Source organism: Nocardiopsis halophila DSM 44494 (assembly GCF_000341245.1).
GTDB lineage: Bacteria > Actinomycetota > Actinomycetes > Streptosporangiales > Streptosporangiaceae > Nocardiopsis_A > Nocardiopsis_A halophila.
In genome coordinates this window covers 1-25,828 of sequence record NZ_ANAD01000268.1, presented here as the reverse complement: position 1 = coordinate 25,828, position 25,828 = coordinate 1, and the positions used below count along the sequence as shown (strand labels likewise).

Annotated in this window: 23 protein-coding genes, 1 tRNA gene and 1 pseudogene; 9 read left to right on the top strand and 16 right to left on the bottom strand. The window is 73.4% G+C overall.

Annotated elements, in window-relative coordinates:
* Nucleotides 1-417: 417 nt before the first annotated feature.
* Complete coding sequence (locus D450_RS0128550) at nt 418-1,251, bottom strand: GntR family transcriptional regulator (protein ID WP_017542045.1); 834 nt, start codon at nt 1,249-1,251, stop codon at nt 418-420.
* Nucleotides 1,252-1,287: 36 nt separating this feature from the next.
* Complete coding sequence (locus D450_RS0128545) at nt 1,288-2,028, bottom strand: GntR family transcriptional regulator (protein WP_017542044.1); 741 nt, start codon at nt 2,026-2,028, stop codon at nt 1,288-1,290.
* A gap of 176 nt (nt 2,029-2,204) precedes the next feature.
* On the opposite strand from D450_RS0128545, the gene D450_RS0128540 reads away from it, so the two are divergent.
* Nucleotides 2,205-2,420, top strand: a complete 216-nt coding sequence (locus tag D450_RS0128540; protein ID WP_017542043.1) for a hypothetical protein — start codon at nt 2,205-2,207, stop codon at nt 2,418-2,420.
* On the opposite strand, the gene D450_RS31585 is transcribed toward D450_RS0128540, so the two are convergent.
* The gene (locus D450_RS31585; protein WP_449289490.1) at nt 2,417-3,217 is read right to left on the bottom strand and encodes a GntR family transcriptional regulator; all 801 of its coding nucleotides are present in this window, start codon (nt 3,215-3,217) and stop codon (nt 2,417-2,419) included. The genes D450_RS0128540 and D450_RS31585 overlap by 4 nt on opposite strands.
* A 270-nt stretch (nt 3,218-3,487) precedes the next feature.
* On the opposite strand from D450_RS31585, the gene D450_RS0128530 reads away from it, so the two are divergent.
* Complete coding sequence (locus tag D450_RS0128530) at nt 3,488-3,769, top strand: hypothetical protein (protein ID WP_017542042.1); 282 nt, start codon at nt 3,488-3,490, stop codon at nt 3,767-3,769.
* A 456-nt stretch (nt 3,770-4,225) separates the two neighbouring features.
* Nucleotides 4,226-4,660 carry a DUF6292 family protein gene (locus tag D450_RS0128525; protein ID WP_017542041.1) on the top strand — a complete coding sequence of 145 codons (435 nt, stop codon included), beginning with the start codon at nt 4,226-4,228 and terminating at the stop codon, nt 4,658-4,660.
* 81 nt (nt 4,661-4,741) lie between these two features.
* Here the strand turns inward: D450_RS0128525 and D450_RS0128520 are convergent, their stop codons facing one another.
* The 3 genes from D450_RS0128520 to D450_RS0128510 form a co-directional block, all read right to left on the bottom strand.
* Nucleotides 4,742-5,884 (bottom strand): cystathionine gamma-synthase, encoded by a 1,143-nt coding sequence (locus tag D450_RS0128520; RefSeq protein ID WP_017542040.1) that lies wholly within the window; start codon nt 5,882-5,884, stop codon nt 4,742-4,744.
* A gap of 34 nt (nt 5,885-5,918) precedes the next feature.
* A complete protein-coding gene (locus tag D450_RS0128515) occupies nt 5,919-6,596 on the bottom strand; it encodes an acyltransferase (RefSeq protein WP_017542039.1) in 678 nt (225 codons plus the stop codon).
* Between the two features lie 124 nt (nt 6,597-6,720).
* Nucleotides 6,721-8,088 (bottom strand): cystathionine beta-synthase, encoded by a 1,368-nt coding sequence (locus tag D450_RS0128510; RefSeq protein ID WP_017542038.1) that lies wholly within the window; start codon nt 8,086-8,088, stop codon nt 6,721-6,723.
* Nucleotides 8,089-8,295: 207 nt separating this feature from the next.
* Between D450_RS0128510 and D450_RS0128505 the strand changes: the two genes are divergently transcribed.
* The 3 genes from D450_RS0128505 to D450_RS0128495 all read left to right on the top strand — a co-directional run bounded on the left by D450_RS0128505 (nt 8,296) and on the right by D450_RS0128495 (nt 11,100).
* Nucleotides 8,296-9,336 (top strand): SGNH/GDSL hydrolase family protein, encoded by a 1,041-nt coding sequence (locus D450_RS0128505; RefSeq protein ID WP_017542037.1) that lies wholly within the window; start codon nt 8,296-8,298, stop codon nt 9,334-9,336.
* A gap of 136 nt (nt 9,337-9,472) precedes the next feature.
* Nucleotides 9,473-10,696, top strand: coding sequence for an acetyl-CoA C-acetyltransferase (locus tag D450_RS0128500; protein WP_017542036.1), 1,224 nt, complete (start codon nt 9,473-9,475; stop codon nt 10,694-10,696).
* A 158-nt stretch (nt 10,697-10,854) separates the two neighbouring features.
* Nucleotides 10,855-11,100: a DUF4287 domain-containing protein gene (locus D450_RS0128495; RefSeq protein WP_017542035.1), complete on the top strand. Its 246-nt coding sequence runs from the start codon at nt 10,855-10,857 to the stop codon at nt 11,098-11,100.
* Nucleotides 11,101-11,220: 120 nt separating this feature from the next.
* Here D450_RS0128495 and D450_RS0128490 read toward each other — a convergent pair whose 3' ends face one another.
* Nucleotides 11,221-12,150, bottom strand: a complete 930-nt coding sequence (locus D450_RS0128490; RefSeq protein ID WP_026128814.1) for a Bax inhibitor-1/YccA family protein — start codon at nt 12,148-12,150, stop codon at nt 11,221-11,223.
* 755 nt (nt 12,151-12,905) lie between these two features.
* Between D450_RS0128490 and D450_RS0128485 the strand changes: the two genes are divergently transcribed.
* A complete protein-coding gene (locus D450_RS0128485; protein ID WP_017542033.1) occupies nt 12,906-13,838 on the top strand; it encodes a TauD/TfdA dioxygenase family protein in 933 nt (310 codons plus the stop codon).
* Nucleotides 13,839-13,977: 139 nt separating this feature from the next.
* Here the strand turns inward: D450_RS0128485 and dapA are convergent, their stop codons facing one another.
* Complete coding sequence (gene dapA, locus D450_RS0128480; protein ID WP_017542032.1) at nt 13,978-14,898, bottom strand: 4-hydroxy-tetrahydrodipicolinate synthase; 921 nt, start codon at nt 14,896-14,898, stop codon at nt 13,978-13,980.
* A gap of 71 nt (nt 14,899-14,969) precedes the next feature.
* On the opposite strand from dapA, the gene D450_RS0128475 reads away from it, so the two are divergent.
* Nucleotides 14,970-15,890, top strand: a complete 921-nt coding sequence (locus D450_RS0128475) for a LysR family transcriptional regulator (protein WP_017542031.1) — start codon at nt 14,970-14,972, stop codon at nt 15,888-15,890.
* Between the two features lie 140 nt (nt 15,891-16,030).
* Here D450_RS0128475 and D450_RS0128470 read toward each other — a convergent pair whose 3' ends face one another.
* Both D450_RS0128470 and pruA read right to left on the bottom strand, forming a co-directional pair.
* On the bottom strand, nt 16,031-16,957 hold the full coding sequence (locus tag D450_RS0128470) for a proline dehydrogenase family protein (RefSeq protein ID WP_017542030.1): 927 nt from the start codon (nt 16,955-16,957) through the stop codon (nt 16,031-16,033).
* 137 nt (nt 16,958-17,094) lie between these two features.
* Nucleotides 17,095-18,728 (bottom strand): annotated as a pseudogene (gene pruA, locus D450_RS0128465) (L-glutamate gamma-semialdehyde dehydrogenase).
* A 213-nt stretch (nt 18,729-18,941) separates the two neighbouring features.
* Here pruA and D450_RS0128460 point away from each other — a divergent pair.
* A complete protein-coding gene (locus D450_RS0128460; RefSeq protein WP_017542028.1) occupies nt 18,942-20,621 on the top strand; it encodes a PucR family transcriptional regulator in 1,680 nt (559 codons plus the stop codon).
* A gap of 17 nt (nt 20,622-20,638) precedes the next feature.
* Here the strand turns inward: D450_RS0128460 and D450_RS0128455 are convergent.
* The 6 genes from D450_RS0128455 to D450_RS0128430 form a co-directional block, all read right to left on the bottom strand.
* Nucleotides 20,639-20,712, bottom strand: a tRNA-Leu gene (locus D450_RS0128455).
* A 246-nt stretch (nt 20,713-20,958) separates the two neighbouring features.
* Nucleotides 20,959-22,341 (bottom strand): NAD(P)/FAD-dependent oxidoreductase, encoded by a 1,383-nt coding sequence (locus D450_RS0128450; protein WP_017542027.1) that lies wholly within the window; start codon nt 22,339-22,341, stop codon nt 20,959-20,961.
* A 345-nt stretch (nt 22,342-22,686) separates the two neighbouring features.
* Complete coding sequence (locus tag D450_RS0128445) at nt 22,687-23,691, bottom strand: Ppx/GppA phosphatase family protein (RefSeq protein ID WP_017542026.1); 1,005 nt, start codon at nt 23,689-23,691, stop codon at nt 22,687-22,689.
* The gene (locus D450_RS0128440) at nt 23,688-24,293 is read right to left on the bottom strand and encodes a DUF501 domain-containing protein (protein WP_017542025.1); all 606 of its coding nucleotides are present in this window, start codon (nt 24,291-24,293) and stop codon (nt 23,688-23,690) included. Before D450_RS0128440 ends, D450_RS0128445 begins: the two co-directional genes overlap by 4 nt.
* Before the next feature lie 41 nt (nt 24,294-24,334).
* Nucleotides 24,335-25,279: an FtsB family cell division protein gene (locus D450_RS34235; protein WP_193789699.1), complete on the bottom strand. Its 945-nt coding sequence runs from the start codon at nt 25,277-25,279 to the stop codon at nt 24,335-24,337.
* Between the two features lie 11 nt (nt 25,280-25,290).
* On the bottom strand, nt 25,291-25,828 hold a 538-nt coding region (locus D450_RS0128430), incomplete at its 5' end, for an enolase C-terminal domain-like protein (RefSeq protein ID WP_017542022.1).

The window sequence follows — 25,828 nt, the reverse complement described above, 5'->3', positions numbered from 1 at the left end:
CGCGCCCATTCGTCGCTGCTCATCGCCGACACCTCGACGGCCCGCCGCCCGGCAAGCAGGCGTGAGCGGGGTACCATCCTGCGCCGTCGCCGCCCCTCCCCTGCGCCGAAGGGCCCCGCCGCCCGGCAGGCAGGCCGGAGCGGGGCACCGGCCGTTCCGTCGTCGCTGCTCATCGCCGGGACCGCGAGAGGCCCGGCGGCCGACCGACAACACTGGGGAACCGCCCCCGCCTCCTCGTCGCCGCCATTCCCCTGGCACCCCGGCAGCCCGGCACCCGGCAAGCAGCCGTGAGCGGGGCACCGGCTGCGCCGTCGCCGCCCCGCGGGGCGCAGGAGCTCGAGGGCCGGCCGGGGCACCACCCCTGTGGGAAGGGGCGGCTGGTGGGCCCCGGCCGGTCACGTGTCGGCTCGGATCCGCTCAGATCTCGAAGATGCTCACGTCCGAGGCGAGGAGGAGCAGCTCTTCCGGGGCCTCGCCGTCGGCGTAGAGGAGTTGGTGGCGGTCGGCCGGCATCACCGTTTCGGTGAAGCGGACCGCCCGCTCGCCCGCGTAGGTGACGCGTTCCTGGACGAGCAGGGCGACCCCGGGACGCAGGCCGAAGGCGTCGGTCTCGGCGGGGCTGGGCATGCGCGCCCCCACCACGTCCCAGGACCACGCGCGGGGGTACCCCAGTTCGGACAGCACCTGGTCGATGCCCCGGCCGATGCGCTGGGGCGACATCAGCTCGGTGTCCCCCGCGATGCCGTAGGGCATGTGGCTGGTCTGCGACTCCCACAGCACCCCGTCCACGAACCGGTCGCAGCCGCGGACCACGATCAGCCGGTCGCGGGAGGAAGGCGCGCCGTTCCCGCCGTCCACGGGTGCGCCGGGCAGCCCCAGGCGCTTGGCGACCTTCGGCCGGACCTCCTCGATGACGACCTTGATCTCCTCGACAACCGAGTCGTGGCCCTTGGCCCTCAGGTGCGGGGCGTACCCCGTCTCGAAGCGCTCGGAGTCCCGCTCCCCGCGCACCTCGGTGGCCAGGTGGACGATCGGGCTGTACTCGCGCACCTCCGCGCCCCGCCCCGGCAGGATGCTCAGCCGCCCCTCCTCCTGCAGGGCGCGCAGCGCCGAGCGCACCGTCCCCCGGGACACCCCGAAGCGCCGGGCCAGCTCCTCCTCGTGGGGCAGGCGCTCCCCCGGCTGGTAGTCGCCCCGCAGCAGGGCCTGGCGCAGGTGGTCGGCCACGACCGTCCTCTTGGACGCGTTCATCGCTGTTTCGCTCTCCCTGCTCGTCCGCCCGGCGGGTCAGTCCCTCCGGTAGGCCCCGACGTCGTCGATCTCGTACTGGAACCGGGCCCCGTTCCCGGCGAACACCACCCATTCGAGCACGACCGGCCGGGCTTCGGAGTACCCGGTCCGGTACAGCTCCAGGACCGGGACGCCCTGCCCGATCGACAGCTCCTCGCCCTCCTCGGGGGTGGGCATGCGGGTCTGCAGCTCGTCCACGTGCCCCACCTGGGGGTGGCCCAGCCCGGCCAGCACCGCCCCCGCCCCCTCGGGCAGGTCGGCGGGGTGCATCAGCGGGCTGCCCTCGGCGATGTCCATCGGGTAGTAGGAGGTGCGGCGCATGGTGCAGCGGCCGTCCACGTACCCGTAGGTGCGGCGCACCGCCACCCGCTCGCCCTCGGAGATCCGCAGCCGGCTGCCGACCTCGGCCGAGGCGCTCTCGATGAGCAGCTCGGCCACGCGCGCACCGGCCCCGAAGGCCGCGAACTCGATCCCCGAGCCGGTCTGCTGGGCGGTGCGGTTGGCGTAGTAGGTCACCGGAAGCACGTCGTGGACGAAGTGCCCCCGGCCCGGGTGGCTCACCACCAGGCCCTGGTTGCGCAGCATCCCCAGGGCCAGGCGCACGGTGTTGCGCGAGGCCTCGAAGCGCTCTTCCAGCTCCTTCTCCGAGTCCAGCCGGTCCCCCGGAGCGAGCCCGCCGCTCTGGATCTCCCGGCGGAGGATCCGGGCGATCCTCCGATATCTGCTCTCCTCGCGCATGAAGGGTTCCTCGATGGGTATGCAGCCTGTACCAACAAGTCCAAACCGCTATCTTGATCCCACCTCATCCATGGGTGGGACCACCGACGATACTCCGTGGATCGACGCCGATCCCGGCACCGACTCCCCCGCCTTCCACCCCCTGGCGGGCCCGAGACCGGGAAGGAGGGCGCCCCATGGCGGTCCTTCTGGTGGTCGCGGGGCTGGTGGTCACCGGCCTCGCCCTGGGGTTCCTGCTCGCCGTCTCCCTCGGCATCCGCAGCCGCGACCGCAAGGGCGGCTACCGCTCCCTGCGCGACGACCCCGAACAAGGCCCCCTGTCGGCATCCGGCCGCCGCGTGGTCGGACTCGCCTTCCGCGACGGGGCCCGGCCGTCGGCGGGGCTGCGCTAGGGCGCCCCCGCGGCCGCACCCCTGCGGCCGCCCCTCAGTGGTCGTAGATGTTCAGGTCGGTACCGGCGCGCAGCTGGTCGGGGGTCATCTCGCCCTCGAAGTACATGAGCTGGTGGCGGTCGGCCGGCATCAGCGTCTTGGTGANCCCCCCCGGGGGGGGGGAGCCGGTCGTGCACGATCAGCGGGATCCCCGGGCCGATCCCGAACAGCGTGGAGTCCTTCAGCGAGGGCATCTTGGCCCCCACCACGTCCCAGGAGCGGGTCTGGGGGTAGCCCATCTCCGCGAGCAGCGTCCTGGTCCCGCGCTGGATGTCCTCGGGCGTCATCAGCTCGGCACCCTTGTCGGAGTCCAGGGCCAGGCGGCGCGGGTAGTAGGAGAGCTGGCGCTGCCACAGCCGCCCGGCCAGGTAGCGGTCGCACCGGCGGATCACCACGTACCGGTCCTCCTCGCCGGGGCCCAGCTCCAGCAGGTCGGCCACGGGCGGCCCCGCGGCCTCGACGATGACCCGGAGCCGCTGGTTGGGCTCGATGCCCTGCTCGGTGCGCATCCGCCGGACGTAGGCCGCGTAGCGCTCGTCGTCGGCCTCGCCCTCGGCCGAGCTGGCCAGGTGGGTGGTGGGCCGGTAGCGGCGCACAGTGCTGCCGCTGCCCTGCTTGATGTCGATCCTGCCGCGGTTGGTGAGCTCCTGCATCGCGCGGCGCACGGTGTTGCGGGAGGTGCCGTAGAGCTCCATCAGCCGGTCCTCGGTGGGAAGCGGCGCGCCCGGGGCGTAGCGCCCCTGGTCGATGTCCTCCATGAGGTCCTGGGCGATCTCCAGGTGCCGAGGCTCCATTGCGCGCTCCCGTTCGCCGATTCGTACCAATAATTCTACTCAACGGTCTTGACGCAACGTCGCCGAACACCGATGGTGATAATCATAGGAATGAATCCGATGAAGCTGAACAGGAGAGCGCGGAAAAGTCGATCATTCTCCTCCCGGCCGACTCGGCCCGCATTCCTCCCCCGGGGATCGCCCGGGGTCGCGTGGGCCCCGCGGGGCGCACGCGGTTCGAAAGGAGGACGAAAGATGCCCCTGGTCATCGGGATCCTGCTGCTGGTCCTCGTGGTGTTCTTCAGCACCCTGCTCGGGCTGCTGATCGCCGCCTCCATCGGGATCAAGCGCAACGACCGCGGCCGCTACCGCGCGCTGCGCGACGGAGGCGACAACCGGTCGTTCTCCGGCGCCGGCCGCACCCTGTCCGGGCTCTGCTTCCCCGAGAGCCTGGGCGAGGAGACCGCCTACCGCCGCGCCCGCGAGGACGGGCACGCCGGCGACGGCCGCAGCGACCGGACCGGCGCCCTGCTCTGAAGGGCCGTCGGGCCGCGTGCCGCAGCGGCCGCGGACCGTCCCGGGTACCGGCCTCCCCGCGGGGAGGCGCGTGTCCGGCCCGCGCCGGACACGCACGACCGGGAACGGAGCACCGGATAAACCGGGAACAGAGCACCGGGAAATAGGATTCCCACATGTAAATCGGACATCGGGCGACACCAGGTGGACGGAAACGGCGCGGACACCACCGGCCGGCGAAGGGGGCGGACGTGGGAGCGGAAAAGAGCATCACGTCTTGACAACGCACGCGCGCCCCACTGGCACCACCGCCGAGCACCGCTTAACTTCGGCCCCAGCGGACCGGGTGCCCGTCCATTCCTCCACCGGGAGACGGCCGGAACGGAACGGCGCTCACACCCGCCCCAGGTCGCGACCGAGATCGCGGCCTTCTTCCCTCTCCACCCATTTCACACTGTCCTAGACAAGGAACGCGCCGTGAACGGAAACGGCCTGATGCCCGCGCCCTACTCCCCGGAGTGGGTGCTGCTGCCCCAGCCCTACGTGGACGCGGTCGCCGCCGCGCTGACCGGCGGCGGGACCGAGGTGCTCGACCACTGGAACGACCCGATGGACCCCCGCGACGCCACGGTGGTCACCCGCGCCGCCGACGGCGGGCGGCTGCGCTTCGTCTGGGACGAGGAGAGCGGCTGGCGCTTCGGACGGATGGACGCCGACGGCTGGGTCGCCCTCGACCGCACCCGCTACCTGCCGCTGGGCCTGCTCCCCGCGCCCGGGGCGGTGGCCCGCGCGGTGCGCGCGGTCATCGCCGGGACCGAGCCGGGCACCGCCGAGCGCCCGGTGCACCGGTCCTTCCGGGACTACGGGGACGGCCTGGACGCCCGCCTGGCCGCCTACCGCGCCCGGGTGTGAGGCCCGCGGCCCCTCCCCGGTGCGGGCGCGCGGGGCGCCGGCGGCGGGAGGGGCCGCGGAAGGGGCGTCGCGGACGGCGGCTCAGTCCAGCGCCGCGAGCAGGTCGGCCACCAGGTCGTCGCCGGACTCGATGCCGACCGAGAGCCGCACCAGGTCGCCCGGCACCTCCAGCGGGGAACCGGCCGTCGAGGCGTGCGTCATCCGCGCCGGGTGCTCGATGAGCGACTCCACCCCGCCCAGCGACTCGCCCAGGGTGAACACCTGGGTGCGCTCGCACACCCGCAGCGCGGCCTTCTCCCCGTCGCGCAGCCGGAAGGAGAGCATCCCGCCGAAGGCGCGCATCTGCCGGGCCGCGACCTTGTGCCCGGGGTGCTCGGCCAGGCCCGGGTAGATCACCTCGGACACCCCCGGGTGGTGGAGCAGCGCCTCGGCGACCCGCTCGGCGTTGGCGCAGTGCCGGTCCATGCGCACGCCCAGCGTCTTGGCCCCGCGCAGGGCGAGCCAGGCGTCGAAGGGCCCGGCGACCGCGCCCATGGTGTTCTGGTGGAAGGCCAGGCGCTCGCCCAGCTCCGGGTCGGCGACCACCAGCGCGCCGCCGACCACGTCGGAGTGGCCGCCCAGGTACTTGGTGGTCGAGTGCACCACCACGTCGGCGCCCAGGGCCAGCGGCCGCTGCAGGTAGGGCGAGGCGAAGGTGTTGTCCACCACGAACAGCGCGCCGGCGTCGTGCGCGATCCCGGCCAGGGCCTCGATGTCGGTGATGTTGAGCAGCGGGTTGGTCGGCGTCTCGGTCCAGATCGCCACGGTCTCCGGCCGGATCGCGGCCCGCACCGCCTCGGGGTCGGTCTGCGGCACCGCCTCCCAGGCCACCCCCCAGCGCTCCAGCACCTTGGAGAAGAGCCGGAAGGTGCCGCCGTAGGCGTCGCCGGGGATGATCACGTGGTCGCCCGGGCCAGCGACGGTGCGCAGCAGGGTGTCCTCGGCCGCCATGCCCGAGGCGAAGGCCAGGCCCCGCGCGCCGGACTCGAGCGCGGCCAGGCACTCCTCCAGCGCCTTGCGGGTGGGGTTGGCGGTGCGCGAGTACTCGTAGCCGCCGCGCAGCCCGCCCACGCCGTCCTGGGCGTAGGTGCTGGTCTGGTAGATGGGGACGACGACCGCACCGGTCTCGGTGTCGGCCTCCTGACCGGCGTGGATCGCCAGCGTCTCAAACCCGTCGAACGTCATGGGCCCACACTAGTCCGCACGGCCCCGCGCGGCCCTACTCCTCGGCCGGGGCGGTGCCGGAGCAGCCGCGGCGGGCCGGGTGGGCGCCGCTCTGCTCGGCCGGGCGCAGCGGCGGGGTCCAGCCCGCCTCCTCCTCGAAACGGCGCACCACCTTGCCCGGCACCCCGGCGATCACGCTGTGGTCGGCGTAGGAGCCGGGCCGCACCACGGTGCCGGCCGCCACCACGCAGTTGCGGCCCAGCCGCGCGCCGGGCAGCACCACCGCGTTGGCGCCGATCCAGGTGCCCGAGCCGATCCGCACCGGGGCGTCCTGGGGCCACTGCAGCCCGACCGGGGTGTGCGGGTCGCTGTACACGTGGTTCTGGTCGGTGATGTAGACGTAGGGGCCGGTGAACACGTGGTCGCCGATCTCGACGGAGCAGTGCGCCACCACGTGCGAGCCGCGCCCGATGGTGCAGCCGTCGCCGATCCGCAGCAGCGGTTCGGGCCCCAGCTCCATGCCGGGCAGCATGCCCGCGGTCAGGGTGATGTCGGCGCCGATGAGGGTGTGCGCTCCCAGAGTGATCCAGGGCTCGCCGAAGACGGTGGCGGTGGGGAAGGCGATCGAGGTGCCCGGCCCGTAGGCGGCGAACCGGCGGGCCGCGCGGGTGCCCGCGCGCACGTCGGCGTGGCGGCGGGCCCAGGACCACAGCCCGCGCGCGACCCAGGACATCAGCCGTGCCACCTGCAGCCTCGAATCTACCGACGGGTAATGACGTGGTGCACTGTAATAGGCGCCCGCCGGTCCGGTGCGTGCGGCCCCCGCCCTGCGGGGACCGCACCGTCCCGCGCCCGGGTCAGCCGGCCATGTGGGCCAGCAGGTCCTGGCGGGTGAGCACCCCGGCCGGCTTGCCGTCGCGCAGCACCACCAGCGCGCCGGCGCCGCGCAGCAGCTCCACGCACCGGCTGACCGGCTCGCCGCCGCCGACCACCGGCAGCGGCGCGCTCATGTGGTCGGCGACCGTGTCCTGCAGGCGCGCCCGCGAGGCGAACAGCGCGTCCAGCACGTCGCGCTCGGCGATGGAGCCGACCACCTCGGCCGCCATGACCGGCGGCTCCTCCTTCATCACCGGGAGCTGGCTCACCCCGTACTCGCGCATGACGTCGACCGCCGTGCCCACCGTCTCGTGCGGGTGGACGTGCACGAACTCGGGCAGCGTGGGCCCCTTCCCGGCGAGCACGTCCCCGGCGGTGGGCTCCTCGGTCTGGGCGGACAGGAAGCCGTAGTCGGCCATCCACTCGTCGTTGAAGATCTTGCCCAGGTACCCGCGGCCGCCGTCGGGCAGCAGCACCACGATCACGTCGTCGGGGGAGGCCGTGGCGGCCACCCGCAGCGCCGCCTCCACCGCCGTGCCGCAGGAGCCGCCCACCAGCAGCGTCTCCTCCTTGGCCAGGCGGCGCGTCATGAGGAAGGAGTCCTTGTCGCTGACCGCGACGACGTCGTCGCAGATCTGCGGGTCGTAGGTCTCGGGCCAGATGTCCTCGCCGACGCCCTCCACCAGGTAGGGCCGGCCGCTGCCGCCGGAGTAGACCGAGCCCTCCGGGTCGGCGCCGATGACCTTGACCCGCCCCTCCGAGACCTCCTTGAGGTAGCGCCCGGCGCCGGTGATGGTGCCGCCGGTGCCGATCCCGGCCACGAAGTGGGTGATGCGCCCCTCGGTCTGCTCCCAGACCTCCGGGCCGGTGGAGCGGTAGTGCGACTCGGGGTTGTTCCGGTTGGCGTACTGGTCCGGCTTCCAGGCCCCCGGGATGGACTCGGCCAGGCGGTCCGAGACCGAGTAGTAGGAATCGGGGTGGTCGGGGGCGACCGTGGTCGGGCACACCACCACCTCGGCGCCGTAGGCCCGCAGGACGGCGAGCTTGTCGTTGCCCACCTTGTCGGGGCAGACGAACACGCAGCGGTACCCGCGCTGGGCGGCGACGATCGCCAGCCCCACCCCGGTGTTGCCGGAGGTCGGCTCGACGATGGTGCCGCCGGGACCGATCAGGCCGTCCTTCTCGGCCTGCTCGATCATCCGGAGCGCGATGCGGTCCTTCACGGATCCGCCGGGGTTGAAGTACTCCACCTTGGCCAGCACGGTCGGCGCCAGGCCTTCGGTCACCTTGTTCAGCCGCAGCAGCGGGGTGTCTCCGACGAGATCGATCAACGACTGGTGCACCCGCATCGGGGCTCCCCTTCTGAACGCCATTGTCCGGGATCGGCGCCCCTGGTGGGGGCCCTCTCCCCTGGTGGCACCGACACTACAAGGGCGCCGCGGTCCCCGCCCGGGTCCGGGCGGGCCGGTACCGGTGCGTACGGCGGGCGCGCGGGGGGCATCCTCTAAGCGGACGCACGGGGGCCGACATGCGCGAACCGGCAGGAGGAGGGGGCCATGCTGCGCGCCGCACGGGCCAGGAGGATCGCGACCGCCACCGCGTTCGGCGGGGGCGGGCTCACCCTGCTCGGGGCGGGCACCATGGCGCTGCTGTACCTGCAGGCGCGCCTGGCCCACCGGGCCATCGGGTTCACCTCGTGGACGCCCCCGGAGGTGGAGGGCGTCTACGGCCGCGGCGCGGGGCCGCCGGTCTCCTTCGCCGTCATGGGCGACTCCACCGCCGCAGGGTTCGCGCTGACCGAGGGGCCGCAGACCCCCGGCGCGCTGCTGGCCGCCGGGATCGCCGAGGTCGCCGGGCGGCCGGTGCGGCTGCGCAGCACCGCCAAGGTCGGCGCCACCTCGGCCGACCTGGTGCGCCAGGCCGGGCTGCTGGAGGGCGAGGTGCCCGACCTGGCGGTGGTGTTCATCGGCGCCAACGACGTCATCCACCGGGTGCGCCCCGCCGACGCCGTGCACCACCTGCAGAGCGTGGTGCGCGCCCTGCACGCCGGCGGCACCGCGGTGGTCGTGGCCACCTGCCCCGACCTGGGCAGTGTGCGCCCGATCGGGCAGCCCCTGCGAACCGTCGCCCGGCGCGCCTCGCGCCAGCTGGCCGCCGCCCAGACCATCGCGGTGGTGGAGGAGGGCGGGCGCACGGTCTCGCTGACCGACCTGCTCGCCGACGACTTCGTCGCCCGCCCCGACGAGCTCTTCGGGCCGGACCGGTTCCACCCCTCCGCGCGCGGGTACGCCCATGCGGCGATCGCGGTCCTGCCCTCGGCGTGCGCCGCGCTGGGGCTGCTGCCCGAGCTGGAGGTGCCACTGGACCGGCGCGCCGGCGAAGGCGTCCTGCCGGTGGACCGGGCCGCGGTCGAGGCCGCCGAGGAGGCGGGCACCGAGGTCACCGGCGTGCGGGTGGCCGGGCGCGAGCGCGGCCCGCGGGGCCGGTGGGCGGCCCTGCTGCACCGGGCGGCCCGGGAGCGCCCGCAGGAACAGGAGGGCGGTGGGCCCCCGGAGCAGGGCGGCGGAGCGCAGGACGCCGCGCACTCGCGCGCCTGAGCGCGCCCGCGGGCGCGCACATCCGGCACCCCGGCGCTCGGCGTCCGGCGGCCGACAGGTTAACTTGCTGGTAATAACGGGATCTACCACCGCAGACCCGCAGAACGTACGGACCATCGCGAGAAGGGCCGCGAGCATGCCTGAAGCCGTCATCGTCGCGACCGCGCGCTCCCCCATCGGGCGCGCCTTCAAGGGGTCTCTGAAGGACCTGAGGCCCGACGACATCACCGCGCAGATCATCACGGCGGCGCTGGCCAAGGTGCCGCAGCTGGACCCGAAGGACATCGACGACCTGCTGCTGGGCTGCGGTCTGCCCGGCGGCGAGCAGGGCCACAACCTGGCCCGCGTGGTCGCGGTGCAGCTCGGCTGGGACACGGTGCCCGGCGCCACCCTGACCCGGTACTGCTCCTCCAGCCTGCAGACGACCCGGATGGCCTACCACGCCATCAAGGCCGGGGAGGGCGACGTGTTCGTCTCGGCCGGGGTGGAGATGGTCAGCCGGTACGCCAAGGGCAACAGCGACACCCTGCCCGACACCAAGAACCCGCTCTTCGCCGGCGCCGAGGAGCGCACGGCCCGCCGCGCCGAGGGCGGCGCCGACACCTGGAGCGACCCGCGCGAGGACGGGGAGCTGCCGGACGTCTACATCACCATGGGCCAGACCGCCGAGAACGTCGCCCAGATGCGCGGCATCTCCCGGGAGCGCCAGGACGAGTTCGGGGTGCGCTCGCAGAACCGCGCCGAGCAGGCGATCGAGAACGGGTTCTGGTCCCGGGAGATCAGCCCGGTCACGCTGCCCGACGGCTCGGTCGCCGACACCGACGACGGCCCCCGGCCGGGCACGACCTACGAGAAGGTCTCCGAGCTCAAGCCGGTCTTCCGGCCGGACGGCACGGTCACCGCCGGCAACTGCTGCCCGCTCAACGACGGCGCCGCCGCCGTGGTGATCATGAGCGACGCCAAGGCGGCGCAGCTCGGCCTGACCCCGCTGGCGCGGATCGTGTCCACCGGGGTGAGCGCGCTGTCCCCGGAGATCATGGGGCTGGGCCCGGTGGAGGCCTCCCGGCAGGCGCTGGCCCGGGCCAACATGACCATCTCCGACATCGACCTGGTCGAGATCAACGAGGCCTTCGCCGCGCAGGTGCTGCCCTCCGCCGACGACCTGGGCATCGACATCGAGAGCCAGCTCAACGTCAACGGCGGGGCGATCGCCGTGGGCCACCCCTTCGGCATGACCGGTGCGCGCATCACCGGCACGCTGCTCAACGGGCTGAGCTTCCACGACAAGACCTTCGGCCTGGAGACCATGTGCGTGGGCGGCGGCCAGGGCATGGCGGCCGTCTTCGAGCGGCTGAGCTGACCCCGCTCCGAGGATGCGGAGGAATCGGGGCGTCCCGGGCCATCGGGGCGCCCCGGTGGGCGAAACCGAAGGTAAAACCCGGTCACCAGGGCTTGTCCGAGCCTTCATCCTGATGCAAGGTCGCTGGTAAGTGCCGCTCATCATCGGAGGTGCCACCCATGGCGGTGACCCACTCGCCGGAGATCCACGCCCAGCTGCTCGCCCGCATCCCGTCCGTTACCGGCCGCGAACTCCCCGAGTGGTTCGAGACCCTCGACAAAGGTCCGTCACTGACCCGCTGCTCCGAGCGCAGCGCGTGGCTCGCCGACGAGTACGCGCTCAGCCGCGGGTACGCGCACGCCATCGTGCAGGAGTACATGCGCCGGCACCGGAGCCACCAGCCCATTCCGCGGCAGCGTTCCTAAAGGCGTCCCCGGCGCAGGAAAGGCGCCGCTCCCCGTTCGGGGTGCGGCGCCTTTCCCGTGAGGCGGGTGCCCGTGAGGCGGGTGCCCGTGCGGCCGGTGCGGGCCGGACCGGTGGACCGGTTATTCGGCGAACATCGACTTCAGGATCCAGATCAGGCGCAGGATCTCGATGTAGAGCCAGACCAGGGTCACGGTCAGGCCGAAGGCGAGCTGCCAGGAGAACTTCTCCGGCAGGCCCATCTCCAGGGCGTCGTCGACGTTCTTGAACTCGATCGCCAGGACCGCGGCGGCCAGCACGACCGCGACCGCGCTGACGAGCAGGCCCAGCGGGCTGGCGGCGCGCAGCCCCAGGCCGCCGTCGATGAAGAAGCTCAGCAGGAAGTTGGCCAGGATCAGCACGAAGAAGCCGATGGCCGCGGCCGAGACCACCTTGACGAAGGTGTTGGTGACCCGGATGACCTTGAACTTGTACAGGGCCAGCATGGTCCCGGCGACGAAGAGGGTGCCGAAGATCGCCGGCACCGCGAGCGAGCCGGTGGTGGAGTCGGCCACCCCGGTCCTCACGAGCTGGGCTTCGAGGATGAAGCTGAACCCGCCGACGAACAGGCCCTCAAGGGCGGCGTAGGTGAGGATCAGGGCCGGGTTGGTGGAGCCCTTGAACGCGATGACCAGGCCCAGGATCAGGCCGCCGATGGCACCGACGAAGGTGAGGGTCATCGCCAGGCCGGCGCCCGACTCCCCGCCCATCCAGCCGATGAAGTAGTTGATGACCGCCGTGACGAGGACCATGCCGAGCGTCAGGCCGGTCTTGACGACCACGTCGTCGATGGTCAGCCGTCCCTGGGCGGGCGCCATGGGGGGCTGGCCGGAGGCCCCCGGCTGGGGGTAGCCGTAGGCGTCCTGCCCGTACCCCGGCTGGGGCTGTCCGGGCTGTGCGTAGCCGGGCTGGCCGTAGGGCTGCTGATAGCCGTAGGCCTGTCCGCCGTACCCGCCGCCCTGACCGGACTGCATCGCCCGCTTCAGGACGGGATTGGAACTCCTCATCCGCATGTCTGTGCAAGCCTTTCCAGGGCCGTGGGTCTACTGCCTTCAACGTAACGTGCGGCCTCCTCACCGGGTTCCCCGGCATCCATCACGTCTCGGACTCGTTCGGCTCCATAGGGCCCCGGAGGCGGCGCCCGGGAGGTGTCCCGGCGGCCCTCCGCCTTGACAGGAACGGGGCGCGGCCCCCATGCTCGGCGCCATGACCACAGACCCCCGCCTCCTCCGGACGCTTCGTCCGAGTCGACGCGACCGCGGCGCCCGCCGCCGTGGGGCCGCCGGGGTGATCCTCCTCCGCGGCCGCCTGGGGTCTCCTCCTTTCTCCGCCTAGGCCGGCGCTCCGTCGCGCGCTTATGCGCGTCCACCGCGCCGCCTCGGGCGACCGCCTGGACGACCGGACGTGTTCCGCGTCCCGCTCCGCGCCCGTCGCCCCGCCTCACCCGGCCTGTCGCGCTCGTTCCCTGAGCACTCCCCTCTCCGTGTCTCCCTGACGACCCCGTCCTAGCCGCCGTTCCGGCGCGGACCCGCCTGGGCCCTGAGCCCGTCGCGGCCCGCTCCCGCATGCCCCCGGCAGGACGGACCCGCGTTCGGCCACCCGACGACCATCACTCACGGCAGTCCCAGTGCGACGCTTCGTCGCCCCGTCTCCCGTCCGACCCCGACCCGGTGATCCGTGAGGCGATCCCCGATCGGCGCCCCCGGAGCCAGTACCCCGAAAAGCCAGTAGCCCCGAAAGAAGAACCGAGAAGAGAGGTACGGACCGTATGACCGTCACCGAGAACCCGACCGCCGCGCTGCGCGAGGCGCGCACCGTCGACGACGCCGTCGTGGAGGGGCCGCGCTCCCTGCGCCGCCTCGCCGACACCCAGGAGTCCGCGCCGTACCGCCTGCTCGACGTCCGTCCCCTGGGGCCGGTCATCGGTGCCGAGCTGCACGGCGTGGACCTGCGCGAGGAGATCAGCGAAGAGCTGCGCGCCGAGATCCACCGCGCGCTGCTGGAGTTCAAGGTGGTCTTCTTCCGCGACCAGCCGATCACCTCCGAGCGGCAGCAGGAGATCGCCCGCATGTGGGGCGACCTGGAGACCAACCCCTTCATCGACCAGGGCGACGACGCGGTGATCGCACGCTTCGCCAAGGGCGAGATGCCGCCGAGCTACGAGAACGTCTGGCACACCGACGTGACGTGGCGGCGCGAGCCGGCCCTGGGGGCGATCCTGCGCCTGGTCGAGGTTCCGCCGCAGGGCGGGGACACGATGTGGGCGGACATGGCCGCCGCCTACGACAACCTCCCTGAGGAGGTCAAGGCCCGCATCGACGGGGCCGTCGCCGAGCACGACGTGATCCCGGGCTTCGCGCGCTTCCTGGACCGCGAGCGCCTGCTGGAGTGGCAGGACCGCTTCCCGCCGGTGCACCACCCCGTGGTGCGCACCCACCCCGAGACCGGCCGCAAGACGCTGTTCGTGAACGTCTCCTTCACCACCCGCATCCTGGGCATGGAGCGCGAGGAGAGCGACGCGCTGCTGCGCTACCTCTTCCAGCAGGCGCACGTGCCCGAGTACCAGGTGCGGTTCCGGTGGGAGAAGAACTCGATCGCGTTCTGGGACAACCGCGCCACCCAGCACTACGCGGTCAACGACTACCACCCCCACCCGCGCGTCGCCGAGCGCGTCGCCATCGTGGGCGACCGCCCGTACTGAGGACGACTGAGGACGCCCGCCGGCCCCGGCCCGCACCGTGCGGGCCGGGGTCCGCTTCCTCCGAGGCGATCTCGGGGAAGTCGGCCTTATGAGGGAGCTCTTAAGGCCGACTTCCCCGAGATCGACAACGAAGGGGCTCTCAGGCCGGGGCCAGGGATCCGCGGCGTGCGCGGGTACCCGCCAAGGGCAGGGCCCGGCGGACCGAGTCGGCGGAGGCGGCGAGCAGCGGCATCCGGACGGCCGGGCAGGGGATGCGCCCCTGGGCCTGCAGGACGCCCTTGATCACCGTCGGGTTCGGCTCGGCGAAAAGCGCGGCGGACAGCCGGGACAGTTCGGCGCCCAGCCTTCGGGCGGGCCCGCCGGCGCCGCTGCGCCATAGGGAGACCAGTTCGGCGAAGTCGGCGGTGCGCAGGTTGGACGAGGCGGCGATCGCGCCGTGGGCGCCGGCCGCGAGGAGCGGCGAGAGGACGGCGTCGTCGCCGCCGAGCACGGAGAAGCCCTCCGGCGGGTCGGCGAGCAGCTCGACCGCTGCCGCGTCGATCGCGCCGGTCGCGTGCTTGACCCCGACGACCCTGGGGAGGCGGCCGAGAGCGGCGAGCGTCTCGGGGGTGAGGGCCTGCCCGGTCCGGTAGGGGATGTCGTACACGATCAGCGGAAGGCCGCCCTGATCGGACAGCGCGCTGAAGTGCGCCAGCGTGCCCGCCTGGCCGGGCCGGATGTAGGGCGGGGCGGGGACCAGCGCCGCGGCCGCGTCGCCGGCGGCCGCCAGCTCGCGCAGCGTCTCGACGGCGGACGCGGTGTCATTGGTGCCGACCCCGACGATCAGCGGGGCGCCGTGCTCCCGGCAGGCCGCTGCGCACACGCGCACGACGGTCCGCTTCTCCTCCGCGGTCAGCGTGGCCGCCTCCGCGGTGGTGCCGAGCGCGACGAGCCCGGAGGCGCCGGCCGACAGCGCCTCGTCGGCGAGGCGGGCCAGCGCGTCGGGGGCCAGGCGCAGGTCGTCGGTGAACGGGGTCACCAACGGGACGTACAGGCCGGTGAAGATCGGATCGGGCGTCATGGCTCCCAGCCTGCCCCCACCGACCCTGTAGGTCCATTTCTGATTTCTACCAGAACACCTAAGCTGAACTTATGCTTGATGTTCGCCGCCTCCACCTGCTCCGCGAGCTGGACCGCCGGGGCACGATCACGGCCGTGGCCGAGGCGCTGACCTTCACCGCGTCCGCCGTCTCCCAGCAGCTGAGCGCGCTGGAGCGCGAGGCGGGCGTGGCCCTGCTGGAGCGCAGCGGCAGGCGCGTGGTCCTCACCCCCGCGGGCCGGACCCTGGTCGCCCACGCCGACGCCGTGCTGGAGCGCCTGGAGCTGGCCGCCGCCGAGCTCGCCGGCGCCCGGGAGGGCATCGGCGGGTCACTGCGCATCGGGACCTTCCCCTCCGGCGGGCACACCATCGTCCCCGCCGCCCTGGCCGAGCTGGCCCGGAGGCACCCCGGGCTGGAGCCGATGCTCCAGGAGATCGACTCGGCGCGGGTCTCCGACGCCCTGCGCGCCGGCGACCTCGACGTGGCGCTCGTGCACGACTACGACTTCGTCCCCGCGCCGCCGGACGCCACGGTCGAGGAGGTCTCCCTGCTGGAGGAGCCGATGTACCTGGCCACGGGTGCCGCAGGCGGGGCCGCCGCGGTGGGGGCCTCCGGGGACGGCACCCTGGCGGAGCTGCTCGGCCCCTGCTCCGAGGCCCCGTGGATCACCGCGCGGGACGGCACGACCGGCCACGCGATGGTCGTGCGCGCCTGCCAGGCGGCCGGGTTCCAGCCGAGGATCCGCCACCAGGTCAACGACTTCCGCACGGTGCTGTCCCTGGCCGCCATCGGGCAGGGGGTGGGGTTCGTCCCCGAGACCGCCACCGCCCCGCCCGCCGAGGGCGTGGTGCTGACCGCGCTACCGCTGTTCCGCCGCTCGAAGGTGGCCTTCCGCGCGGGCGGCGGTGCGCACCCGGCGATCGCCGCGTTCGTGGCCGCGGCGGGGGCGGCGGTGGGCGGACCGCGTTGTTGATCTCGGGGAAGTCGGCCTTGTACCGGCCGGTATAACCCCGACTTACCCGAGATCACCAAAGGAGGAGGGGGGTGCCGCCCGGGTCCGGGTGTCCGCGGGATCGGCCGCGGAGCCGGGCCCGGGGGCGGGCCGCGGCGGGGTCAGCCGCGGGTGATCAGGGAGCGGGCGAAGAACACCATGTTGGCCGGGCGCTCGGCCAGGCGGCGCATGAAGTAGCCGTACCACTCGTCGCCGTAGGGGACGTAGACGCGCATGCGCTTGCCCTCGGCGGCCAGGCGCACCTGCTCGTTGTCGCGGATGCCGTAGAGCATCTGGTGCTCGTACTCGTCCTCCGAGCGGCCCGCGGTGGCCGCGAGCTTCTGGGCGATCGCCACCATGCGCGGGTCGTGTGAGGCCACCATCGGGTAGCCCTCGCCCGCCATGAGGATCTTCAGGCAGCGCACGTAGGCCCGGTCCACCTCGGCCTTGTCCTTGTAGGCGACCGAGGCGGGCTCGTCGTAGGCGCCCTTGCACAGCCGCACCCGCGAGCCCTCCCCGCTCAGGTCGCGGCAGTCGGCCTCGGTGCGGTGCAGGTAGGCCTGGAGCACGGCGCCCACCCAGGGGAAGTCCACCCGCAGCTGGCGCAGGATGGACAGGGTGGAGTCGACCGTGGTGTGGTCCTCCATGTCCAGGGTGACGGTGGTGCCCGCCTCCTGGGCCGCCCGGCAGATCTCGCGGGCGTTGTCCAGCGCGATCTTCTCGCCGTCGGCCGGCAGGAACTGCCCCACGGCCGACAGTTTCACCGACACCTCGGCCCGGCCGGCCAGGCCCGCCTCGCCCAGCGCGGCCAGCAGCCGGGTGTAGGCGTCCACCGTGTCCTGGGCCTGCTCGGCGTCGGTGGTGTCCTCCCCCAGGTGGTCCAGGGTGACGTAGCGGTCCCGGGTGAGCTCGGCGACCTTGGGGAGCGCCTGCTCCTGGGTGGACCCGGCGACGAACCGGTCCACCAGCCCCCGGGTCACGGGGGCGCGCTCGACGAGCCGGCGGCACGCGGTGGAGCGCGCCGCGGCCAGCAGTGGCGTACGAAGCATGGATGACCTCGCATTTCCTTCCCAGGGCGGGTGCGGCCGGGCCCCGAGCGGGGCCCGGCCGCACGCTGCGCCGCGGGACCGACGTGGTGGTGACCGCCCCGGGCGCCGCCCGGGGCCGGGGGGTGAGCCCGGGCCGATCAGCCCTGGTGCGGGTGGGCGGAGGTCTTCGGCGGAACGAAGGTCTCCTTGATGGAGCGCGGGCTGGCCCAGCGCGCCAGGTTCTGCGCGGAGCCGGCCTTGTCGTTGGTCCCGGAGGCGCGGGCGCCGCCGAAGGGCTGCTGGCCCACGACCGAGCCGGTCGGCTTGTCGTTGACGTAGAAGTTGCCGGCGGTGAACCGCAGGGCCTGGTGGGCCTTCTGCACCGCGGCGCGGTCGTCGGCGATGACGGCGCCGGTCAGGGCGTAGTCCGAGCCCTCGTCGACGACCTTGAGGATGCGGTCGTAGTCGCCGTCCTCGTAGACGTGCACCGCCACGAAGGGGCCGAAGTACTCGGTGCGGAAGACGTCGTTGGCCGGGTCGGTGCCCTCGACGATGGTGGGGCGCACGAAGTAGCCCTCGGAGTCGTCGGCGGTGCCGCCGGCCAGGACCGTCAGGGTCGGGTCGGCCTTGACCCGCTCCAGCACGCCGGAGAGGCGGTCGAAGGAGCGGCGGTCGATGACCGCGCCCATGAAGTTGCTCAGGTCGGTGACGTCGCCCATGGACAGGGCCTCGGTCTCGGCGACCAGGTCGTCGCGCATGCGCTCCCAGACCGAGCGGGCGACGAAGGCGCGCGAGGCGGCCGAGCACTTCTGGCCCTGGAACTCGAAGGCGCCGCGGACGATTGCGGTACGGACCGTGTCCGGGTTCGCCGAGGAGTGGGCGACGATGAAGTCCTTGCCGCCGGTCTCGCCGACGATGCGCGGGTAGGACCGGTAGTTGGCGATGTTCTCGCCGACCGAGCGCCACAGGTGCTGGAAGGTGGCGGTGGAGCCGGTGAAGTGGATGCCGGCCAGCTCGGGGTCGGCCAGCGCGACGTCGGAGACGGCCAGGCCGTCGCCGGTGACCATGTTGATGACGCCGGGGGGCATGCCCGCCTCCTCCAGCAGCCGCATGGTCAGGTCCGCGGCGAACTGCTGGGTGGGCGAGGGCTTCCAGACCACGACGTTGCCCATCAGCGCCGGGGCGGTGGGCAGGTTGCCGGCGATGGCGGTGAAGTTGAAGGGCGTGATCGCGTAGACGAAGCCCTCCAGCGGCCGCTGCTCCAGGCGGTTCCACTGGCCGGCCGGGCTGTAGGGCTGCTGCTCCATCAGCTGGCGGGCGTAGGCGACGTTGAACCGCCAGAAGTCGATGAGCTCGCAGGCGGCGTCGATCTCGGCCTGGATCGCGGTCTTGGACTGGCCGAGCATGGTGGCCGCGTTGACCGTCTGGCGCCAGGGGCCGGCGAGCAGGTCGGCGGCGCGCAGGATGATCGCGGCGCGCTCGTCGAAGGGCATGTTCCGCCAGTCCTCGGCGGCGCCCTTGGCGGCGGCGACCGCGGCGCGGGCGTCGTCGTGGGTGGCGTTGCCCATGGTGCCCAGCACGGCGGAGTGGCGGTGCGGCTGGACCGCGTCGATGCGCTGCCCGCCGCCCATCCGGCGNCCCGCCCCCCCCCGCCGATGGTCATCGGCAGCTCGACCGGCTCCTTGCCCAGCTCGGACAGGCGGGTCTCCAGCTCGGCCCGCTCGGGGCTGCCGGGTGCGTAGGTCAGCACGGGCTCATTGGCCGGCACGGGGACGTTCGTCACCGCATCCATGGGCACCTCCGTCGGGACGGCGTCGTCATCTCCATCGAACCGGTCAAACGTAAGCGAACCAGACATGATCCGGCGTTGTGGGCGCGGCCACTTTTTGTCGCGCGGGCTTGGCCGATACGACAAACTGAAAGGGCCATGGACTTCACCGATCCCGGAACACCCCAGCAGCCCCATATAACACAGAACCCTGACGAAGGGAACGAAACACCTGGTGTGCCGCTCCGCCAGCTCCTGCTGGCGGTCGGCGACCCGCTGGTCGACGTGCTCGCCGCCCCCGCCGGGCTGGATGTGCGAGTGGACAATGTCATCATCGCCGATCCCGAAGACGAGGTGGACGCCTTCACCGGCGACCTGGTCCTGCTGATCGGGGCCCGCGGAGCGGCCGCCCGGCAGCTGGTGCGGGCCGCCGCGCGGCGCGGCGCCGCCGGGGTGGCGGTCAAGGTCAACGCCGCCGCCCGGGCCCAGGCCGAGGAGCCCAGCTACCCGCCGCCGCAGGGGTGGGGCGCGCCCGCACCGGCCCGCCCCGCCGCCGACGAGGTGGGCCTGCTGCGCACCGCCGCCCGCGAGGCGGGGGTGGCGCTGCTGGCGGTCCGCCCCGACGTGCGCTGGGACCAGCTGCAGGCGCTGTGCCGCAGCGTGGTCGACGACGCCCGGCTCACCGGCGAGACCGACCTGGGCGAGTCGGCCGGGGACCTGTTCTCGCTGGCCCAGACGCTCGCCGCGCTCACCGGCGGGATGGTGGCGATCGAGGACGCCGCCAGCCGGGTGCTGGCCTACTCCAGCGGCGAGGAGGTCGACGAGCTGCGCCGGCTCAGCGTGCTCGGCCGGCAGGGCCCCGAGCAGTACCTGGCGCTGCTGCGCGAGTGGGGGGTCTTCTCCCGGCTGCGGGCCGGCGACGAGGTGGTGCACGTGGCCGAGCACCCCGAGCTGGGCATCCGCCCCCGCATGGCGGTGGGGGTGCACGCCGGGGACCAGCCGCTGGGCACGATCTGGGTGCAGAAGGGCGCCCACCCCTTCGCCGAGGGCGCCGAGGAGGCGCTGCTGGGCGCGGCCCGCATCACCGCGCTGCACATGCTGCGCCACCGCACCGAGGTGACCGCGGGGCTGCGGCTGCGCGAGGACCTGCTGGCCGGGCTCCTGGAGGGGCGGATCGAGGCGGCGGCGCTCTCGGACTCGGTGGAGGTCTCGCCCGAGCGGCCGGCGCTGGTGGCCGCCTTCTCGCTGGGCGCGGGCGGCCGGCGGGAGGAGCGCAACCGCTCCGGCCTGGAGCTGCAGCGCCGCCGGATGGCCGACCTGATCGCCGTGCACACCGCCGCCTACCGCAAGAACGCCCTGGTCACGGTGTTGGGCGGGCGGATCTACGTGCTGGTGCCCGACGTGGGGGCGCGCTCGGCCGAGGCCTCGGTGCTGGCGCTGGCCCGCAAGTCGGTGGAGGCGGCGCGCGGCCTGATCGGCTCGGGCGTACAGGCGGCGGTGGGATCGACGGTGGACGCGCCCGACGCGGTTCCGCTCTCCCGGCAGGAGGCCGACCGGGTGCTCGACGCCATGTCCCGCGACCTGGAGAGCGACGTGGCCACCATCGGCGACGTGCGGGCACGGGTGCTGGTCAGCGAGACGCTGGCGCACCTGCGCGCCACCCCGGGCCTGCGCGACCCCCGGGTGGAGGCGCTCATCCGGCACGACGCCCAGAGCGACTCGGACCTGGTGCGCTCGCTGCTGGCCTACCTGGAGGCGTTCGGGGACGTGCGGGCCGCCGCCGAGCGGCTGCACATCCACCCCAACACGCTGCGCTACCGGGTGCGCCGGGCCGAGGCCGTCAGCGGGATCGACCTGGGCGACCCCGACCAGCGGCTCTTCACCCACCTGCAGCTCCTGATGGAGCGCGAGCGGTGAGCCGCTGGGAGGCCCAGTGCCCCCGGTCGGACTCGAACCGACACTTGTGACCCTTTTAGGGGGCCTGCCTCTTCCATTGGGCTACGAGGGCGCGACCATCATACCGGTGGAGGGCGAATCCGCAGGATTCCCACCGCTTCCGGACCCGGACGTCCGAAACCGGCCGCGCACCTCGGGGCCCGGGGCACCGGTCCCGCGCCACCGCTCGAAAGCACCGCCCAGGGGCGCCGCCCGGGAGTGCCGCCGGGAAAGGCCTCCGGCCCGCGTCCGCCGTGTCGCGGACGCGGGCCGGTACGGGCCTGATCGGGCCTGCTGCGGCCTGCTCGGGGCCGGAGGCTCAGCTCACCCGGCGCAGCAGGCGGCCGTTCTCGACCGGCTGCGGCTGGGCGGCCTCCTCGAAGGCCTGGCGCGGCTCGACCATCTCGGGCAGGGCCGCGTAGTCGCGGCGCAGGAACAGGCCCAGCGTCCAGTCGGCCAGCACCCGCATCTTGCGGTTGAAGGTCGGCACCGCGAACAGGTGGTAGGCGCGGTGGGCGTACCAGGCCATCCGGCCGGTCAGCTTGACCTTGCCGAACAGCTGGGCGGCGCCCTTGTGCAGGCCGAGCCCGGCCACCGCCCCCAGGTTGTCGTGCTTGTAGGCGGTCAGGCCCTTGCCGCGCAGCGTGGCGATGACGTTGTCGGCCAGCACCGGGGCCTGGCGGACCGCGTTCTGGGCGTTGGGCGGGTAGAAGCCGCCCTTGCCGTCGGGCACCTGGGCGTTGTCGCCGCCGGCGAAGACGCCGTCCGCACCGTTGACCGTCAGGTACTCGCTGGTGTCGACGTGGCCCTTGGGGCCCAGCGGCAGGTCGCTCGCCGAGACCACCGGGTTGGGCTTGACGCCCGCGGTCCACACCAGGGTGCCGGCCTCGAACTCGGCGCCGTCGCTGAGCTTGACGACCTGCTTCTCGGCCGACTCCAGGAAGGTCTGCAGCCGCACGTCCACGCCGCGGCGCTTGAGCTGGTTCAGCGCCTTGGTGCCGACGTCGGGTCCGACCTCGGGCAGGATCTTGTCGGCCGCCTCGATCAGGTAGAAGCGCAGGTCGTCGACGCTGATCGAGGGGTAGATGCGGGTGGCGTCGCGGGCCATGTCCTCGAGCTCGGCGATGGCCTCGGCCCCGGCGAACCCGCCGCCGACGAAGACGAAGTTCAGCGCCTTGCGCCGGACCGCCTCGTCGTCGGTGGAGTCGGCGATGTTGAGCTGCTCGAGCACGTGGTTGCGCAGGTAGGCCGCCTCTTCGACGGTCTTGATGCCGATGCCCCACTCGGCCAGGCCGGGGATGGGCAGGGTGCGCGAGACCGCGCCGGCCGCCATGACCAGGTAGTCGTAGGAGATCTCGCGGGGCTCGCCCACCTCGGGCTCGAAGCCGACCGTGCGCGCGGCGTGGTCGATGCGGACCACATGGCCGGTGAGCACCTTCGTCCGCTTGAAGACCTTGCGCAGCGGCACCACCACGTTGCGCGGGGAGATGCTGCCGGCCGCGGTCTCCGGGAGGAAGGGCTGGTAGGTCATGTAGGAGTTGGGGTCGATCACCGTGATGCGCGCCTCACCGGCGCCGAGCTTCTTCTCCAGCCGCACCGCGGTGTACATGCCCAGGTAGCCGCCGCCGACGATGAGGATGTGCGGGATCCGCTCCTCGCCGTCGCCGCCGTGGACCAGCCGGTAGTTCCTGCTCTCGGTCATCGCATATCCGCCCTAAAGTCCCGTTCCCCGCCCCTGCCCAGGGCAGCGAAGATCGGTAAGTCTTCGTTGACTGGCATATTCGTAGTCGACTTCCGACCGGAAAGTTCGCCTTCGTTGCCGCGGTGTGGAGCTCGCCCTCCCTCACCGCCTGCTTGTGCATTCTTTCACAAGCGGTTCCCGACAGGGAAGCGCCGGTCGTGAAAGGTTTAGACCATCATAAAGCCGACGTCAGGCCCGTCGCCCCTGGTCAGGTCGCATGTTACGGCTTTCACACAGGTCAGGCGGGTGACGCGGCTCACCCGCCCGACCGTGTGCGACGTCGGCCTCACCCTGTGTCGGTGCCGGTCACGCCTCGAAGGCGCCCAGGCACAGTCCCCAAACGATGCCGTCGAGGATGTCGTGCTCGCCCGCGTAGAAGGCGTCGGCGCCGGTGCGCGCGAGCACCCGGTCCAGGATGAGCGCGCCCGCCCCGATCACGTCCACCCGTCCGGGGTGCATCACGCCCAGCTCCGCGCGCCGCCCGTGCGGCATCGCCAGCAGCTCGCGCGCGATCTCCCCGGTGCGCTCGGCGCTGAGGCGGGTCAGGTGGATCCGCTCGGAGTCGTACTCGGGCAGGTCCAGCGCGATGCCCGCCACGGTGGTCGCCGTTCCGGCCACGCACACCACGGTCGCCGCCTCCTCCAGCGGCACCGACGCCGCCGCCTCCTCCAGCGCGGCGTCGATGTCGGCGGTGGCCGCGGCGACCTGCCCGGCGGTGGGCGGGTCGTCGGCCAGGTGGCGCTCGGTCATCCGCACGCAGCCGATATCCACCGAGCGCGCGGCGCGCACCACGCCCTCGGCGCCCTCCCCCTCGGCGCCCCCGGGGTGGCCCAGCACGAACTCGGTGGAGCCGCCGCCGATGTCCACGACCAGGTACGGGCGCGGGTGGCCGCCGTCCTCCCCTTCGGCCTCCAGCTCGGCGGTGGCGCCGACGAAGGACAGCTCGGCCTCCTCGTCGCCGGTGATCACCTCGGGCTCCACGCCGATGATCTCCCGCACGCCGGCGGTGAACACGTCGCGGTTGGCGGCGTCCCGGGTGGCGCTGGTGGCCACCATGCGCACGTGGTCGGGGTCGAAGGGCACCCCGTGCTCGTGCATCAGCTTGGCGTAGGAGCGCAGCGCTTCGAAGGTGCGCTCCAGGGCCTCGGGGGCGAAGGAGCCGGTGCGGTCCACCCCCTGGCCCAGGCGCACGATCTCCATCCGGCGCTCCAGGTCGATCAGCCCGACCTCGTCGCCGTCCTGCACGGCCACGTCGCTGATCAGCAGCCGGATGGAGTTGGTCCCGCAGTCGATGGCGGCCACGGTGGTCACGGTCGGCCTCCCCCAGGGGTCTCGTCGTCGTCCTCCGGGCCGGCGCACACGCACGGCCCCTTCTCCCACCAGTCCGGGAGGGCGTCCAGCGCCTCCCGGCCGATCGGGTTGGTCCCGGGCTCGGCCAGCTCGTGGGCGGCCAGCGCGTGCAGGCACTTGACGCGCTCGGGCATCCCGCCCGCGCTCTGCATGCCGCGCGGCAGCGGCTCCAGGCCGTCGGCCGCGGCCTGGGCGTCCCGCTCGGCGATGTAGGAGTCGTGCGCCTTCTCGTAGGCGGCGCGCAGCTCCGGCTCCTCGGCCAGCCGCTCCTGCATGCGGCGCATGTCGCCGCCGCCCTCCAGGGAGCCGATCGCCGAGTTCGCGCGCGGGCAGGTCAGGTAGTACAGCGTGGGGAAGGGCGACCCGTCCTCCAGGCGCGGCGCGGTGCGCACCACGTCGGGGAGGCCGCACGGGCACCGGTGGGCGACGGCGCGCAGGCCCCGCGGGGGGCGGCCCAGCTGGCGCTCGACGGCCCGGGCGTCCTCCGGGGAGACGTCTGCGGGGCGGCCGGGCGCGGCGGGCGCGGCACCGGGGCCGCCGGTGGTGTGGTCTGCGGAATTCATGGCGGTCTCAGGTTAGCCGGTGCGCGGGTGCGGAGCCGCGCTCACCGGCCCGGGGGCTCGGCGTCGGGGATCTCCTCCCGGCCGGCGTCCGGGTCGTCGGCGGCCTTGACCGACTTCCACAGCCGGGTGAACCAGGGGTCCTGGGGCCCGTCGCCGTCCGGCTCCCCGTACTCGGGGTCGTCACCGGAAACGACGACGTAGGCCTTCTCCCCCGGGTACTGGTAGTGCAGCCGGGTGCGGGCCTCGCGCTCGATGTAGTCGGGGTCGTTGAGCCGCTCCTTGCGCTGCTCCAGCTCCTCCACCGCGTCCTTGCGCTGGGCGAGTTCGTCGCGGAGCTGGGCGATCTCGGAGCGCTGGGCCACGTACTCGCGCAGCGGGTAGGCCAGGCTGAGCGCGATGGCGCACACCACCAGGGCGAGGATCGCGGCGCGGCTCGTCAACGCGGGGCGCAGTCCGCGGCGGCCGCCGCCCTTCGCCGGGGCCTTGCCCGGCCCCTTGCCCGAGCCGCCCGGGGCCGTGCGCTTTCCACCGCCGGAACCGGAGCCGCCGCCGGCACCACCGCCTGAGGACTTCGCGGCGGGCTTCCCGGTGCTCTTCGCCGCGCCCTTCGCAGAGCCCGTACCGGCCCCCTTGGCGGTGCTCTTCGTCCCGCCCTTGGGGCCCGTTCCCTTCTCGGCCGACCCGGCGCCCGACTTGGCGCCCGACGCCTTGGCGGGCTTTCCGGACGCTGCGGGCTTGGCGGACTTGCCGGGCACTGCGGGCTTGGCGGGCTTGGCCGCGCCGGAGGGCGTGGCGGCGGACGTGCCGGACGGGCGGCCCTTGCCCTGGGCCGCCCGTCCACGGGCACCGGAGTCCCCGGACCCCGCCTTCGCACCGCCGCGGGCGCGTGCGCCCCCGGCGGAACGGGGTCCCTGGCCGCCCGCGCGCCGCGACGCGGCGTCGCGCGCGGCGGACGGCCGCTTCGGCTTCTCCGGCTCCTCGGGCATGGTGCGGCAGCCTAGCCCTGGGCCTTGAAGCGCGGGAAGGCCGACGCGCCCGCGTACACCGCGGCCTCGTCCAGCTCCTCCTCGATGCGCAGCAGCTGGTTGTACTTGGCCACACGCTCGCTGCGGGCCGGGGCGCCGGTCTTGATCTGGCCGGCGTTGGTGGCCACCGCGATGTCGGCGATGGTGGTGTCCTCGGTCTCGCCGGAGCGGTGGGAGATCATCGCGGTGTAGCCGCTGCGCTGGGCCAGGGCGACCGCGTCCAGGGTCTCGGTGAGCGTGCCGATCTGGTTGACCTTGACCAGCAGCGAGTTGGCGGCGCCGTCGGTGATGCCGCGCTGCAGCCGCTCGGGGTTGGTGACGAACAGGTCGTCGCCGACCAGCTGCACCTTGGCCCCCAGCGACGCGGTGAGGGTGGCCCAGCCCTTCCAGTCGTCCTCGTCCAGCGGGTCCTCGATGGACACCAGCGGGTAGGCGTCGACCAGCTCGGCGTAGTAGGCGGCCATGTCCTCGGCGCTGCGCTCGGTGCCCTCGAAGCGGTAGGGGCCGTCC

Excerpts from the sequence above, each read along its gene's own strand:
- D450_RS0128550 (WP_017542045.1), bottom strand. The coding sequence starts at position 1,251 with ATGAACGCGTCCAAGAGGACGGTCGTGGCCGACCACCTGCGCCAGGCC.
- D450_RS0128545 (WP_017542044.1), bottom strand. The coding sequence starts at position 2,028 with ATGCGCGAGGAGAGCAGATATCGGAGGATCGCCCGGATCCTCCGCCGG.
- dapA (WP_017542032.1), bottom strand. The coding sequence starts at position 14,898 with ATGACGCCCGATCCGATCTTCACCGGCCTGTACGTCCCGTTGGTGACC.
- D450_RS0128440 (WP_017542025.1), bottom strand. The coding sequence starts at position 24,293 with ATGAATTCCGCAGACCACACCACCGGCGGCCCCGGTGCCGCGCCCGCC.
- D450_RS0128505 (WP_017542037.1), top strand. The coding sequence starts at position 8,296 with ATGCTGCGCGCCGCACGGGCCAGGAGGATCGCGACCGCCACCGCGTTC.
- D450_RS0128485 (WP_017542033.1), top strand. The coding sequence starts at position 12,906 with ATGACCGTCACCGAGAACCCGACCGCCGCGCTGCGCGAGGCGCGCACC.
- D450_RS0128490 (WP_026128814.1), bottom strand. The coding sequence starts at position 12,150 with ATGCGGATGAGGAGTTCCAATCCCGTCCTGAAGCGGGCGATGCAGTCC.
- D450_RS0128530 (WP_017542042.1), top strand. The coding sequence starts at position 3,488 with ATGCCCCTGGTCATCGGGATCCTGCTGCTGGTCCTCGTGGTGTTCTTC.
- D450_RS0128495 (WP_017542035.1), top strand. The coding sequence starts at position 10,855 with ATGGCGGTGACCCACTCGCCGGAGATCCACGCCCAGCTGCTCGCCCGC.
- D450_RS0128450 (WP_017542027.1), bottom strand. The coding sequence starts at position 22,341 with ATGACCGAGAGCAGGAACTACCGGCTGGTCCACGGCGGCGACGGCGAG.
- D450_RS0128470 (WP_017542030.1), bottom strand. The coding sequence starts at position 16,957 with ATGCTTCGTACGCCACTGCTGGCCGCGGCGCGCTCCACCGCGTGCCGC.
- D450_RS34235 (WP_193789699.1), bottom strand. The coding sequence starts at position 25,279 with ATGCCCGAGGAGCCGGAGAAGCCGAAGCGGCCGTCCGCCGCGCGCGAC.
- D450_RS0128540 (WP_017542043.1), top strand. The coding sequence starts at position 2,205 with ATGGCGGTCCTTCTGGTGGTCGCGGGGCTGGTGGTCACCGGCCTCGCC.
- D450_RS0128515 (WP_017542039.1), bottom strand. The coding sequence starts at position 6,596 with ATGTCCTGGGTCGCGCGCGGGCTGTGGTCCTGGGCCCGCCGCCACGCC.
- D450_RS0128520 (WP_017542040.1), bottom strand. The coding sequence starts at position 5,884 with ATGACGTTCGACGGGTTTGAGACGCTGGCGATCCACGCCGGTCAGGAG.
- D450_RS0128510 (WP_017542038.1), bottom strand. The coding sequence starts at position 8,088 with ATGCGGGTGCACCAGTCGTTGATCGATCTCGTCGGAGACACCCCGCTG.
- D450_RS0128475 (WP_017542031.1), top strand. The coding sequence starts at position 14,970 with ATGCTTGATGTTCGCCGCCTCCACCTGCTCCGCGAGCTGGACCGCCGG.
- D450_RS0128500 (WP_017542036.1), top strand. The coding sequence starts at position 9,473 with ATGCCTGAAGCCGTCATCGTCGCGACCGCGCGCTCCCCCATCGGGCGC.